At 69.7% G+C, this 13,336-nt stretch carries 12 protein-coding genes; 4 read left to right on the top strand and 8 right to left on the bottom strand.

Features of this window, described 5'->3' with window-relative positions; genetic code table 11:
- Positions 1 to 3 precede the first annotated feature (3 nt).
- From egtC to egtA, 3 genes are all read right to left on the bottom strand, one after another.
- On the bottom strand, positions 4 to 813 hold the full coding sequence (gene egtC / locus ACL03I_RS28770; RefSeq protein ID WP_364428923.1) for an ergothioneine biosynthesis protein EgtC: 810 nt from the start codon (positions 811 to 813) through the stop codon (positions 4 to 6).
- 87 nt (positions 814 to 900) lie between these two features.
- A complete protein-coding gene (gene egtB / locus ACL03I_RS28775) occupies positions 901 to 2,247 on the bottom strand; it encodes an ergothioneine biosynthesis protein EgtB (RefSeq protein ID WP_355074517.1) in 1,347 nt (448 codons plus the stop codon).
- A 94-nt stretch (positions 2,248 to 2,341) separates the two neighbouring features.
- Positions 2,342 to 3,682: an ergothioneine biosynthesis glutamate--cysteine ligase EgtA gene (egtA, locus tag ACL03I_RS28780; protein WP_379255387.1), complete on the bottom strand. Its 1,341-nt coding sequence runs from the start codon at positions 3,680 to 3,682 to the stop codon at positions 2,342 to 2,344.
- 176 nt (positions 3,683 to 3,858) lie between these two features.
- On the opposite strand from egtA, the gene ACL03I_RS28785 reads away from it, so the two are divergent.
- Positions 3,859 to 5,049 (top strand): aminotransferase class V-fold PLP-dependent enzyme, encoded by a 1,191-nt coding sequence (locus ACL03I_RS28785; RefSeq protein ID WP_355074521.1) that lies wholly within the window; start codon positions 3,859 to 3,861, stop codon positions 5,047 to 5,049.
- 21 nt (positions 5,050 to 5,070) lie between these two features.
- Here ACL03I_RS28785 and ACL03I_RS28790 read toward each other — a convergent pair whose 3' ends face one another.
- The gene (locus ACL03I_RS28790; RefSeq protein ID WP_355074523.1) at positions 5,071 to 5,631 is read right to left on the bottom strand and encodes a TetR/AcrR family transcriptional regulator; all 561 of its coding nucleotides are present in this window, start codon (positions 5,629 to 5,631) and stop codon (positions 5,071 to 5,073) included.
- A gap of 105 nt (positions 5,632 to 5,736) precedes the next feature.
- On the opposite strand from ACL03I_RS28790, the gene ACL03I_RS28795 reads away from it, so the two are divergent.
- Both ACL03I_RS28795 and ACL03I_RS28800 read left to right on the top strand, forming a co-directional pair.
- Positions 5,737 to 6,408 carry a lysophospholipid acyltransferase family protein gene (locus ACL03I_RS28795; protein WP_412807454.1) on the top strand — a complete coding sequence of 224 codons (672 nt, stop codon included), beginning with the start codon at positions 5,737 to 5,739 and terminating at the stop codon, positions 6,406 to 6,408.
- 99 nt (positions 6,409 to 6,507) lie between these two features.
- On the top strand, positions 6,508 to 8,160 hold the full coding sequence (locus ACL03I_RS28800) for a fatty acyl-AMP ligase (protein WP_412807423.1): 1,653 nt from the start codon (positions 6,508 to 6,510) through the stop codon (positions 8,158 to 8,160).
- A 15-nt stretch (positions 8,161 to 8,175) separates the two neighbouring features.
- Here the strand turns inward: ACL03I_RS28800 and pth are convergent, their stop codons facing one another.
- Together pth and ACL03I_RS28810 are read right to left on the bottom strand one after the other, a co-directional pair.
- Complete coding sequence (gene pth, locus ACL03I_RS28805; RefSeq protein WP_355074526.1) at positions 8,176 to 8,790, bottom strand: aminoacyl-tRNA hydrolase; 615 nt, start codon at positions 8,788 to 8,790, stop codon at positions 8,176 to 8,178.
- The gene (locus tag ACL03I_RS28810; RefSeq protein WP_355074528.1) at positions 8,756 to 9,358 is read right to left on the bottom strand and encodes a 50S ribosomal protein L25/general stress protein Ctc; all 603 of its coding nucleotides are present in this window, start codon (positions 9,356 to 9,358) and stop codon (positions 8,756 to 8,758) included. The genes pth and ACL03I_RS28810 overlap by 35 nt, the downstream gene beginning before the upstream one ends.
- Before the next feature lie 302 nt (positions 9,359 to 9,660).
- Between ACL03I_RS28810 and ACL03I_RS28815 the strand changes: the two genes are divergently transcribed.
- On the top strand, positions 9,661 to 11,304 hold the full coding sequence (locus ACL03I_RS28815) for a peptide chain release factor 3 (protein WP_355074529.1): 1,644 nt from the start codon (positions 9,661 to 9,663) through the stop codon (positions 11,302 to 11,304).
- Position 11,305: 1 nt separating this feature from the next.
- On the opposite strand, the gene ACL03I_RS28820 is transcribed toward ACL03I_RS28815, so the two are convergent.
- Together ACL03I_RS28820 and ACL03I_RS28825 are read right to left on the bottom strand one after the other, a co-directional pair.
- The gene (locus ACL03I_RS28820; protein WP_355075029.1) at positions 11,306 to 11,857 is read right to left on the bottom strand and encodes a nuclear transport factor 2 family protein; all 552 of its coding nucleotides are present in this window, start codon (positions 11,855 to 11,857) and stop codon (positions 11,306 to 11,308) included.
- Positions 11,858 to 12,286: 429 nt separating this feature from the next.
- Entirely contained in the window at positions 12,287 to 13,165 is an 879-nt protein-coding gene (locus tag ACL03I_RS28825; protein ID WP_355074531.1) for an Abi-alpha family protein, read from the bottom strand.
- Positions 13,166 to 13,336: the final 171 nt, after the last annotated feature.

Consider the following 13,336-nt stretch of genomic DNA (forward strand, 5'->3'; position numbering starts at 1 on the left):
GGGTCAGAGGAGGGGGTCGACGGACAGCGCGCCGGGCCTGGCGCTCACCAGGCTGCGGTCCGGGACCGACTGCCAGCGGGGGTCGTCGTCGAACGGTTCGGAGGACACGAGTGCGAAATCGTCGGTGACCAGCACCGACAACGAGTGGTGGCAGGTGGTCGCCCACAGTTGCGCACCGTCGGAGAGCAGGAGGTTCAGGCGTGCTTCCGGCGCCCGGTCGAGGATCGCGGAGACGAGCAGCCGCAGTGCCGCCGGAGCCGCCGACCACTCGCCGTCCGGTGCGCCGGTCGACAGCAGATCGCACAGCAGCACCCACAGCGTCGCCGCGTCGGTGGCGGATTCGGCCTCCAGCAGCCGCGCCGGAGAGAACAGGTCCTCGGCGCCGAGTCCGGCCGCGACGACCGCGAATTCGGCCGCCACGCCGGTCAGGGTGCGGCGCCAGTCCGGCACCACGCCGTTGTGGCTGAACGCCCAGCGGTCGCGGGTGAACGGCGCGCACGCGGACCGTTCGACCGGCATGCCGACCGTCGCCGAGCGCACCGCCCCGAGCACCGCGGCGGACTCCAGTTGCGGCAGCACCTCGTCCACGGCCGGGTCGGTCCAGATCGGCTCGGCGTTGCGGTAGCGGCTGGCGGTGACCGTGTCGTCCGGCGTGACGCTCCACCAGGCGACGCCGAAACCGTCGGCGTTGATGGTGCCGCCGTGACGCATGTCGCGCGGCGCCCACGCCTGGGTGCGCAGCGAATGGGAGCCGAGGGTCAACATGTCGCCCACCCGCACCGGCGGGCCGACGTAACCCAAGTGTCTACACATCCGCACCCGCCGGGGCCGACGTCGCGAGGCGCGGGCCGCTCGCCGCGGGACCGCGGCCGCACCATCGCCCGGCACGACGGGCGGCGCTCACTCCCCTTCTCCGGGCCGCAGATCCCGCGCCAGGCGGAACCCGGCGAAGATCTGGCGACGGATGGGATGGTCCCAGTTGCGGAAGGTGCCGCGGCAGGCCACCGGATCGGTGCCGAAGGAACCGCCGCGCAGCACACGGTAATCACCGCCGAAGAAGACCTCGGAGTACTCCCGGTACGGGAACGCCCGGAACCCCGGGTACGCCTCGAAACCCGAAGCGGTCCATTCCCACACGTCCCCGATCAACTGGTGCACGCCCGCGGGGGACGCGCCGGCCGGATACGCGCCCACCTCGGCGGGTTCCAGATGCCGCTGCCCGAGGTTCGCGGTGGCGACGTCGGGATCGGCGTCGCCCCAGGGGAATCGGCGCGACGCGCCGGTGGCCGGATCGAACCGGGCCGCCTTCTCCCATTCCGCTTCGGTGGGCAGGCGCTTGCCCGCCCAGTTCGCGTAGGCCTCGGCCTCGAACCAGCACACGTGCACGACCGGCTGTCGCGGCCGCAGCGGGGTCATCACGCCGAACACCCGCCGCCACCAATGCCCGGACGGATCACGCTCCCAGAACTGCGGCGCGACCAGGCCCGCCTCGACGCGATGCGCCCAGCCGCGCTCGGACCAGAGTTCGGGGCGTTCGTAGCCGCCGTCGTCGACGAAGGCCAGGTACTGCTCATTGGTGACCGGCGCGGCGTCGATCGCGAAACCGGCCACTCGCACCGGATGGGCGGGGCGCTCGTTGTCCAGCGCCCACGGGTCGGTGGAGGTGCCCATGAGGAATTCCCCGGCGGGGATCACGACTTCCGCGCCGACCGCCGCCGTCGCGGCCGGGGCGTCCGCCGCCGAGAGCACGGCGGCGCCGGTACGCAACTGGTGGGTGGCCAGCATGGTCTCGTCGTGCTGCTGCTCGTGCTGGGCGATCATACCGAAGGCGAATCCGTCGTCGATCAGCGGACGGCCGCGCAGATCGCTGCGCTCCAGTACGTCCAACACCTTGTCGCGTACAGTGCCGACATAGTCGCGCGCCTGGGCGGGATCGAGCAGCGGCAGCGTGGGCCGGTTCGCGCGGGCGTGTTTGAAGGCGTCGTAGAGTTCGTCGATGTCGGCGCGCACCGGGTCGCGTCCGCCGACGTCGCGCACGAGCCAGAGTTCTTCCTGATTGCCGATGTGCGCCAGATCCCAGACCAGCGGGCTCATCAGCCGGGAATGCTGGGCCACGAGTTCGGCTTCGTCGACGCAGTCGGTGAGCGTGTGGGTGCGCAGGCGGGCGCGCGTGAGAACGTCGGCGATCCGATCCCTGAGCTGTTCGGTGCCGAAGTTGTCGGTGGGGGCGGGTTGGAAAGTGGTCACGAAAAACATCTCCGGGATTCATGGGGGTCGGCGGCGGCGATTCGGCTGGCGGCGGCCCGGTGGGCCTGCGTGGCGCCAGGGCAGCGCGGCTGGTTCACGTGGCGACTCCCGGAAGCCGCGGGCTCGGGGCGTGCTCGATGTCGTCCTCGGTCGGGGTGCGACCGCGGTGACATCGTTCGGCGGCGGACTCGACGGCGCGGGCCGCCTCGTCGGTCGCGGTGTGCTCGGCCGCGAGACGCAGCAGGGCGACCGCGCCCGCCCGGATGTCCGGATCAGCCAATCCGTAGCGGGCGGCATCGACCCAGCGGCCCGCCAGCGGCGCCGCGATCGAGCTCGCCTCAGCGACCACCGACGGGCTGGACATGAGCGCGTCGAACACGTGCACGGGAATGGTCCACGCGTCACCGGGCTGCGCGTCGATGTAGCGGACCTCCAAGTGGCCGGACGCGCGTACCGGCGGGAACAGCGTGGTGAGGTGATAGTCGAGATCGCCGGTGTCGGGGCGGCGGCCTACCTCGTCGTCCAGCGCGCCGGACAGCCAGTCGGCGAAGGTGGCCCCGGGCGGCGCGGACCATCCGTCGGCGTCGCCGCATTCCGCCGCACCGTCGGGTCGGCGCACGCACAGCAGCGGCACGTCCAGCGCCCATCTGCCGTAGGCGGCCACCGGGTCTGTCCAGTCCAGCACCGGCGGACGGGTGCGCGTGTTGTCCAGCCGCAGCCAGGCCCGCATGCGCTGGGAGGCCCACGCTCCGGGCGGCGCGCCACGCAGGACGGGTGAACAGGCGAAGGCGGCAAGCAGGGCCGGGCCGACGGCATACAGGGCGGTCCACCGCGCGGTGACGTCCGCACGGTCGGCGCCCGCGTCGACGCTGACCTGGGCGGCCGCGGTGTTGCACATCATCAGCTTGCCGAACGGCCCGATGCCGCCGAAGGAGCGCTCCATCGCGCGATAGCGCGGCAGCTGAAGCAAGCGTTTGGGACGGCGGTCCGCGTCGGCGGCGACGGAAACGGGGCGGATTGACCGGGATTCGAGAAGTTCCCGCAACAGGCGGGCATCATCGCGCAGTCGATCACACAGCTGCGCGGCAGCTTCGTAGGGAGCGCTGGAGAGTTCGATCTGACCACCGGGTTCGAGAGTGACCCGGCTGCCCCCCGGCAGCGCGAGCGCCGGCGAATCAGGGGCGATGGACCGTGGTGCGTACGGTCCGAGAGCGTCCGCCAAGGCGGACAGTTGGGGGCGCGGAGCGGCCGAAGGTCCGGACGCCGAACACTCACCCTGCACCGTGAGCCATTCGAGTTCGGCGCCGATCAGCGTGGGTGGTCCGAGCTTGAAGCACACCCCGCCGATATAGGCCTCCGCCGCCGCGCGGGAGGACAGTTCTCCCTGCTCGGTGGCACAACCGGCCGACTCAGGACTCTCGAGCGTGACCGCCATGCCAACCTCCAGTGGGCGTCGGGACGTTGTCCGCTGTTCTTCGGTTATCGCCATTCGGCCCGGTGGTATTCCACTCACGGGCCGAAATTCGCGTGCGGCGATCCATCCAGCGTAGCCATGCGGACCGACAAGAAACCGACATGAAGCCGAACAATCGACCCGATAAGGTCGGCTCCATGCTGGATGACGCTCGCGTACGAGCCGACACTCCCGGATGCGTGTCCGGGCCGGAACCCGGACCCGTTTTCCTCGACAGCGCCGGCTCGTCGCTACCGCCGCGAGTCGTCACCGACACCGTTGTCGCGCATCTGCTGCGGGAAGCGGAGATCGGAGGTTATCGCGCCGCGAACGAGCGGCTCGACGATCTCGCCGACGTCAAGACCGCGATCGGGGCGTTGATCAACGCCGAACCCGAGAGCATCGCGCTCAGCGACAGCGCCACCCGATCCTGGGCGGACTTCTTCTACTCGGTCCCGCTCGCGGCGGGCGACCGCATCCTGATCTCCGAGGCGGACTACGCCAGCAATGCCATCGCCGCCTTGCAGCGCGCCCGCGCCACGGGCGCCACGGTGGAGCGGATTCCGAGCGACGGCAGCGGGCAGATCGACCTCGACGCGCTCACCGCGCTGGTCGACGAACGGGTCAAGCTGGTTTCGATCCTGCACGCGCCGACCAACGGCGGGTTGGTGAACCCGGCCGCGGAGGCGACCAGGATCGCGCACTCGGTCGGCGCGCTGGTGCTGCTGGACGCCTGTCAGTCCGCCGGGCAGCTGCCTTTGGACGTGGCCGAGCTCGGCGTCGACGCCTTGTCTGCCACCGGACGCAAGTGGCTGCGCGGCCCGCGCGGCACCGGATTCCTGTATCTGCGGCCGGAGTTGGCGCGCTCCATGGAACCAGGCCGGCTCGACCTGCACAGCGCGGAATGGACCGGCCCGCACGACTACCGGCTCGCGCCCGACGCAGGCCGCTTCGAGTTCTGGGAGTGCGACGTCGCGGGCCGCCTCGGACTGGGCGCCGCCGTGCGATATCTGCTCGAACTGGGCCCGGAGAACGTCTACGCCGCGATCGCGGCCCGCGCCGAGCACCTGCGCAAGGCGCTGCCGGAGATTCCCGGCGTCACCGTGCGCGATCTCGGCATCCGGCACAGCGGCATCGTGTCGTTCACCGTTGACGGCGTCGAGTCCGTCGAGGTGCGCGACCGGCTGCTGGCGCGGGACATCACCGTCACGGTCAGCCACGCGGGCTCGACCCTGCTGGACATGACCGGCCGCGGCCTGGCCTCCGTCGTGCGCGCTTCGCCGCACTGCTTCGTCGGTTTCGACGAGCTCGATCGCTTCGTCGCCGCGGTGGCGCAGCTGCGCGCCTGAGCCGCGAGCGCCACGGAACGGTCAGGCCAGATGCACGGCCAGTGCCCTGGCCACCAGAGCCGCCGCGTCCACTCCTGGGTCGACCAGGCGCAAGCTTCGATTGGCCTGTGCGGTGGCGATGCCGTGCACATTGGTCCACAGGGCGATCGCACGGTGGCGCGGGTCGATCGCGCCCGATTCCGCCGCCGCGCCGACCAGCTCGGCGAACCGCGCGAACAGCGGCAGGCTGACCGACCGCAGATTCTCGCCGGAGCCTTCGAGTAGGTCGTGCCGGAACATCAGGGTGAACATCTCCGGCCGCCGCGCGGCGAATGCGATGTACTCGGCGCTCATCCGGGTGAGACGATCGCGCGCGGCCCCGGCGTCCACCGCGGCGAACCGGTCCGCGAGATCGGCGAAACCGCGCGCCGCGATGGCGGCGAGCAGTGCGCGGTGGGTCGGGAAATACCGCCGCGGCGCACCGTGCGAGACGCCCGCGGCCCGGGTGATGACCCGCAATCCCAGTCCCGCGGCGCCGACCTCTTCGAGCAGGTCGACACCGGCGTCGACCAGTCGATCTCGTAGCGACTCGCTCTCGGCCATGCGGACATTGTCTACGCCTGTCGCTGTGTGACCGCACACCGGGTGTAGACACTGTCTACGAGATCGGGTAGACAGTGTCTACGCCCAATGCCCTTGGAGGTCTACGTGTGGTACCCGCTGTTCAAGTACGTCCTGCTCGGTCCGCTGCTGCGGCTGCTGGGCAGGCCGACGGTCGAAGGACTGGACAACATTCCGCGAACCGGACCGGTGATCATCGCGGCCAATCATCTCGCGGTGATCGACTCCCTCTACCTCGCACTGGTCGTGCCACGGCGCGTGACGTTCCTGGCGAAGCAGGAGTACTTCACCGGAAAAGGCGTGCGCGGCCGGATCAACCGCTGGTTCTACTCGGTCTCCGGACAGGTGCCGGTCGATCGGACCGGCGGTGACGCGGCCGCCGCGGCGCTGGCCGCCGCCACCCGCATCCTGACGGACGGCGGGGTCTGGGCGATCCATCCCGAAGGCACCCGTTCCCCCGACGGCCGGATCTATCGCGGACGCACCGGCACCTTGCGGGTCGCCATGGCCACCGGCGCGCCGGTCGTTCCCGTGACCCTCTCCGGCACCGATCGGGTGAACCCGCGCGGCAGCCGTCTGCTGCGTTTCGGCAAGGTGCGTATCGCGTTCGGCGCCCCGCGCCGCTATCCGCCCGCCGAGCAGCGCCGGACGGTGCGGGCCGCGACCGACGAGTTGATGCGTGAACTGGCCACCCGCTCCGGCCGGTGCTACGTCGATCGTTACGCCGCAACCTTTCCGGCCGCTGTTTCGCGCCCCTGACCTGCGCCCCTGGAAATGGGGTTAACGCTGGGCCACTATGGCGTGATAGTCGGGGGAGGCCGGTTCCCGGCAACGGTTGGTGATGGAGGAGTTGGGACTTTGAGCAGATTCACCGACGAGATGTATGCGACCGCACAGACCTCCGAGCGCGGCCTGGTGACCGGCGAGCCCGGCGCCCCGCTGCGGCGCACGTGGTCGGAGATCCACCGGCTCGCCCGGCGCATGGCGGGCGGGCTGGCCGAAGCCGGTATCGGGCAGGGTGACGCGGTCGGCGTGCTCGCGGGCATGCCGGTCGACATCGCCCCGGCCTGCCAGGCCATCTGGATGCGCGGCGCGTCGATCACCATGCTGCACCAGCCGACTCCGCGCACCGATCTGGTGGTCTGGGCGCGCGACACCGAAACCGTGCTGACCATGATCCGGGCCCGCGCGGTCGTGCTCGGCGCGCCGTTCGAGGCGGCCGAGCCGCTGTTGCGCGAACGCGGCATCACCGTCGTGCGCATCGACCAGCTGCCCGGCGGCCCCGACATCGATCCGGTGCCCACCGCCGAGGGCGATATCGCGTTGCAGCAGTTGACTTCCGGCTCGACCGGCTCGCCCAAGGCGGTGCGGATCACGCACGAGAATTTCTTCGTCAACGCCTACGCCATGTTCGACCGGGTGAAATTCCAGCTCGCCGACGATGTGATGGTCAGCTGGCTGCCGCTGTTCCACGACATGGGCATGGTCGGATTCCTCAGTGTCCCCATGCAATTCGGCGCCGAAGTGGTGTGCGTGACGCCGCTGGACTTCCTCACCAAGCCGCTGCTGTGGGCCGAGCTGATCAGCAAGTACCGTGGAACTGTCACCGCCGCACCGAATTTCGCCTATTCGCTGCTCGCCCGGCGGCTGCGGCAGGCCGACGAAGGCGCGTTCGACCTCAGCAGCGTGCGGTACATGTGGAACGGGGCCGAACCGGTGGACCCGGACACCATGGAGGCGCTGGCCGCGGCCGGAAAACGCTTCGGCCTCAACCCGATGGCGCTCACCCCGGTCTACGGCATGGCCGAGACCACGCTCGCCGTGTCGATCCCCGACCCCGGGCACGGACAGGTGCTCGACGTGATCGACGCCGACCTGCTCGAGGCGATCGGCAAGGCGGTGCCCGTGCCGGTGGAGCACGGCCAACCGGCCAACATCCGGCGATTGCCCACCCTCGGCTATCTGGTCGACAACCTGGAGGGCCGGATCGTCGACAGCGAACGTCAACCGTTGCCCGCCCGCTCGGTGGGCGTGATCGAATTGCGCGGTCCCGCGGTCACTTCCGGCTATGTGACGGTGGACGGATTCCAATCGGCCCGGGACGACGAGGGCTGGCTGGACACCGGCGACATCGGCTACTTCACCGATGAGGGACTGATCGTGGTGTGCGGCCGGATCAAAGACGTCATCATCATGGGCGGCCGCAACATCTACCCCACCGACATCGAGCGCGCGGCGGCCAGGGTGGCAGGCGTCCGGCCGGGCAACGCGGTGGCGGTGCGCCTGGACGCGGGCCAGAAGCGGGAAAGTTTCGCCGTGGTGGTGGAGAGCGGCAGCCACCAGGATCCCGACGAGGTCAAGCGCATCGAGCGCGAGATCGTGCACTCGGTGTTCGCGGAGGTCGGCGCGCGGCCACGCACCGTCACCGTGCTCGGTCCCGGCGCACTACCGAAGACGTCTTCCGGCAAACTGCGCAGGGCCGCGACCGCGATGCATCTGCCGCGCGGGTGATCGGCCGAGTGCCGCTCAGTGCAATTGGTTCTGCGCGGTTTCCAGCCCGACGCGCAGCAGCAGTTCCACCGCGTCGGCGGCCTGCTCGATGATCACCGGGACCTCTTTGCGCTCCGGCGTGGAGAACGGCTTCAACACGTAATCGGCCGGGTCCTGGCGGCCCGGCGGACGGCCGATGCCGATGCGGGTGCGCAAGTAGTCCTTGGTGGTCAGGGCGCTGGAGACGGAACGAAGACCGTTGTGCCCGCCCTCACCGCCGCCGCGCTTGAGCCGGATGGAGCCGAACGGCAGGTCGAGTTCGTCGTGCACGACGATCACCTCGGTCGGCGGCACGGAGAAGAATTTCGCCAGCGCGGCCACCGGCCTGCCGGACAGGTTCATGAACGAACGCGGCTTGGCGATCAGCACCTGACGCCCGTCCAGCCGCGCCTGCAGCAGGTCGGCGCCGGATTTCTTGTGCACACCGAAACGGCCGCCGACGCGCTCGGCGAGCACGTCGGCGACCAGGAAACCGACATTGTGCCGGGTGCGCTCGTATTCGGGACCTGGGTTGCCCAGTCCGACGACGAGCGCGGGCCCGGCGGACGATTCGGTACTACTCAGCGCTCTCGCCCTCGGCCTCGCCCGCACCCTCGCCCTCGACGGGCTCGGCGGCCGGGGCGGCGATGACGTTGACGATCAGGGTCTCGGCATCGGCGGCCAGGTCGACGCCCTCGGGCAGCTGCAGCTCGCCCGCGGTGATCTGGGTGCCGGCCTCGACGCCCTCGACGGAGACCTCGATGGCCTCGGGCAGCTTCAGCGCGTCGGCCTCGACGGAGACGGTGGTGGCTTCCTGGGTGACCAGGGTGCCGGGGGCGGCGTCGCCGGTGACGGTGACGTTCACGTCGGCGGTGACCTTCTCGCCGCGCTTGATGATCAGCAGGTCGGCGTGCTCGATGTAGCGGCGGATCGGGTGCACCACGACGGACTTGGTCAGCGCGAGCTGCTTCTTGCCGTCGATGACGAGGTTCAGCACCGCGTTGGTGCCGTGCTCACGCAGGATGGCGGCGAAGGCCTGGGCGTTCACCGACAGATGCTGCGGGTCGGCCTGGTGGCCGTACAGCACGGCCGGGACGTTGCCCGCACGACGGGTACGGCGCGCTGCGCCCTTACCGAACTCGGTGCGTACGGATGCTTCGAGAAGGTTGACGTCGGACATGACTGGATCTACTCCTACGGCTCTTCCGGGCTGTCAGTTACACGTCAGGGGTGCTGCACACCTGACGGATGGTCTATTCGTCGGGGCGAAGACCGAACAGGGACGGCCGGAAGCCGCGCCGCGTCGATCACGGTGTCGCAAAACTGGTCTGCGGTCACCCTCGCCGAGACAACCCGAACACCATACCCCAGCGCAGAGGCGCTCTTTGAATCGGGTGGTCACCGGCGGTTCGGCCCGCGCTCGAGCGAGTCGCGTACGCTGGCGGGGTTGCCGATCGGTCGTCTGCGAAAGGTTGTCTTGCGTTGAGCGCCTCCCCTGAGGGTGTTGTCGCGCCCGCACCCCGTGGGTTATCCGCCGAGGTAGCCCGCCGGCGCACGTTCGCGGTGATCTCCCATCCCGACGCGGGCAAGTCCACGCTCACCGAGGCGCTGGCCCTGCACGCCAGGATGATCTCCGAGGCGGGCGCGATCCACGGCAAGGCCGGGCGCAAGTCGACCGTCTCGGACTGGATGGAGATGGAGAAGGCGCGCGGCATCTCGGTCAGCTCGACCGCGCTGCAGTTCAACTACCGGGCCAAGGGCTCCGATGTGGACAGCGTCATCAACCTGGTCGACACCCCCGGCCACTCCGATTTCTCCGAGGACACCTACCGGGTGCTCACCGCCGTCGACGCCGCGGTGATGCTGATCGACGCGGCCAAGGGCTTGGAGCCGCAGACGCTGAAACTGTTCCAGGTCTGCCGCCACCGTGGCATCCCGGTGATCACCGTGATCAACAAGTGGGACCGGCCAGGGCGGGCGCCGCTGGAACTGCTCGACGAGATCAACGAGCGGATCGGACTCACCCCCACCCCGCTGTTCCTTCCGGTCGGCATCGCGGGGGACTTCCGCGGCCTGCTGCGCCGCGGCCCGGACGGCGTCCCGCTCGAATACATCCACTTCACGCGCACGGCGGGCGGCGCGACCATCGCGCCCGAGGAGTCGATCACCCCGGAGGCCGCGGAGGCGCGCGAAGGCGAGCCGTGGAGCACCGCCGCGGAGGAGAGCGAACTGCTCTCGGCCACCGGCCAGGACCACGACCAGGAACTCTTCCTCGCCGGGCAGACCTCGCCGGTCATCTACGCCTCGGCGATGTTGAACTTCGGCGTGCGGCAACTGCTGGAGACCTTGGTCGCGCTCGCGCCTGCGCCCGGTTCGCGTCGTGACGTCGACGGCAAGCCGCGCGAGACCGGCGACCCGTTCAGCGCGGTGGTGTTCAAGGTGCAGGCGGGCATGGACGCCGCCCACCGCGATCGCCTCGCGTTCATGCGGATCGTGTCCGGCGAATTCGAACGCGGCATGGTGGTCACCCACGCGCAGACCGGTCGGCCGTTCGCCACCAAGTACGCGCTGACCGTGTTCGGCCGCGAGCGCGCCACCGTCGACACCGCGTACCCGGGTGACGTCGTCGGCCTGGTCAACGCGACGGCGCTGGCACCGGGGCACACGCTGTTCGTGGACAAGAAGGTGGAGTTCCCGCCGATCCCCTCGTTCGCACCGGAACATTTCGCGGTGCTGCGGGCGCGCAGCGCGGGCAAATACAAGCAGTTCCGCAAGGCCGTGGACCAGCTCGATTCCGAGGGCGTCGTGCAGGTGCTGCGCAACGACATCCGCGGCGACGCGTCTCCCGTGCTGGCCGCGGTCGGCCCGATGCAGTTCGAAGTGGTGACCGCGCGCATGCTCGCGGAGTTCAACGTCGAGACCACGATGGAACACCTCGCATACACGCTGGCCCGGCGCACCGACGCCGCGTCGGCGGACGAACTCGGGCGGCAGCGCGGGGTGGAGGTGTTCACCCGCTCAGACGGTGCGCTGCTCGCGTTGTTCAGCGACAAGTGGCGGCTGCAATACATCGAGAAGGAGCACCCGGCGCTCACCCTGGAGCCCCTGGTCGCTACGGCCGACTGAGTCAGCCGGCCTCGGACTCCGGCCGCAGCGGCGCGGCGCCGGGGTCGCGTTCGATCGATGAGATGCCGTCCTCCTTGGCGATCAGGCCCCAGCGGCTGGAGGTCAGGCGCAGGCTGGGCAGGTCGCTGAGGGAGAGCACCACTTCGTAGGTGCGTTCGTAGCCGGTGTGCGAGATCCGCCACCGCCCGTCGTCGCAGCGCACGTAGCGATCGGTGTAGAAGGCCGCGCCGCGCAGCAGCATGTTGTGGCCCGGAATGAGCACCGTGTCGGCGAGGTACCAGGTGCCGGTGGCGGTGTCGCCTTCGACATCGATCTCGGGGTGGTCACAGCGGTGTTCGGTGATCACGTGCGGCCCGAGCGTGTTGCGCATGAACGCGATGAAAGCCTCGCGCGATTCGAACTGGAGATATTCGCTGTAGGTCGCGGTCGCCTCGGGGATCATGGTGTCGGCAAAATCATCCCACGACTTGGTGTCGAGAGTACGCAGGTACCGGTATTTCAACCGCGAGATCGCCGACACGTCGTCCGGCTCCCGCTCCTCGCCGCGAGTCAGGCGTGGGTCGTCGCGCACCCGCCCGAAGTCGATCGGCCCCGCGTCGAAGGGCAGCCGCTCGTCGGCGCGCAGGTCGCCGGGATCTCGTTCGCCGGTGCTCGCCGCCCGCTGACCACGGCTCGGCGCGGGACCGGCCGTGCCGATATCTCGCTCCTCGGGCTCCGGTCCGCTCGAATCTATGTCCACCCCGCCGCGCTCCTGCCGGCCCGGGGGAAAACCCGGGTCGTCGCGCTGCTGATTACCGGGACCCTTGCCCCGGTCGTTACGCGTTTGCCCAGCGATGCCCAAACCTGGGTCGCCGCGCCCCTGCCCGCCGGTTCGCTGATCCATACCCTCAACAATCCCATCCCGAGTGCCGGATTGGGAGAGTTGTATCAGATTGCTATCGCGACGAGAGAGAACATTCCGACGAAGATCAACTTCGGGGTGTCAGCTTCCGATCGTGAAGCAGGTGCGGCAGAAGTCCTCACCGAACTCGGTCAGCCGGAGACTCTTGCGGACGATCTTCGGCGCCCGGCCCGCCTTCTTCAGCGCCGCCTCCACCACGGGCTGCACCTCCAGCACCATGTAGCGGCTCAGGACCACCGGATCGTCCGAGGTCAGCGTCAGCCCGAGGCGGTTGAGGTTGATCAGGTAGGACCGCGACCGGTCCGGGTAGCGCACCCCGGCCTGCTCGGGCACCGAGGTGAGGTCGCCCTGCACCAGTTCCGAGCCGATCCCCAGCGGACGGTTGGTGCGCACGTCGACCGACGGCTGCGGGCCGTTGAGCGCCATGAAGCGCAGGATGCGCGCCTCGTCGGGAGCGAGCTCGTCGAGGATGCGGTCGTAGGCCGGGTGCACGTCCTCGGTGAAGTAGACGTCGGCGGACCTGGCCAGCAGCGCGTCGCCGCGGCGGCGCAACTCCTCCGTGCTCGCCGAGCGCAGGTACGGCCCGACGGCCAGCGCTTGCTGCGAGGTGGGTCCGTTGGAGGTCGGGACATAGCTGACGATCTCCCGGACCGACCCCTCGGTGACGCCGAGCGCGCTGCGAGCGATGGAGCGCAACGCGTTTCCGGTCCGCTCGGCGATCTCGGCCGAGGACTCCCCGTCCAGCGCGGCCTGGGTGATCTCCCTGGTGACCTCGTAGGTCGTGCCGACCGCCCATTGGCTTCCGCGCACGACGGTGCCCGCGGCCACTCCGGCCGCGCGGAACACACCGCGGATCAGCCGTGCCTCATTGCTGATCTGCCGCTGTTCGACATCCGAACTGCGCTCGACGGCGCGGGGACCTGGCCTTACCACGTCCTGTCCGGTCCTGTCGTCTGCCACGTTTTCTCCGATATCGCCGGGGGGAACGAATCCGTCCCACAGATTACTTCCCCTTGTGTCGCGGGGCATTCGCACCGCCTGACTCGGACAGTGCGACCGGCGCGCGGCGCGCAATAAGGTTTCTTCGCCGAGGGGGTGCTAGTTTTGGTTGCCGGTGAGGCGGCGATCACC

Source organism: Nocardia sichangensis (genome assembly GCF_047200615.1).
GTDB classification, from domain to species: domain Bacteria; phylum Actinomycetota; class Actinomycetes; order Mycobacteriales; family Mycobacteriaceae; genus Nocardia; species Nocardia sichangensis.

Coding starts and splice junctions, on each gene's coding strand:
- egtC (WP_364428923.1), bottom strand. CDS start 813: ATGTGTAGACACTTGGGTTACGTCGGCCCGCCGGTGCGGGTGGGCGAC.
- egtA (WP_379255387.1), bottom strand. CDS start 3,682: ATGGCGGTCACGCTCGAGAGTCCTGAGTCGGCCGGTTGTGCCACCGAG.
- ACL03I_RS28785 (WP_355074521.1), top strand. CDS start 3,859: ATGCTGGATGACGCTCGCGTACGAGCCGACACTCCCGGATGCGTGTCC.
- ACL03I_RS28790 (WP_355074523.1), bottom strand. CDS start 5,631: ATGGCCGAGAGCGAGTCGCTACGAGATCGACTGGTCGACGCCGGTGTC.
- ACL03I_RS28810 (WP_355074528.1), bottom strand. CDS start 9,358: ATGTCCGACGTCAACCTTCTCGAAGCATCCGTACGCACCGAGTTCGGT.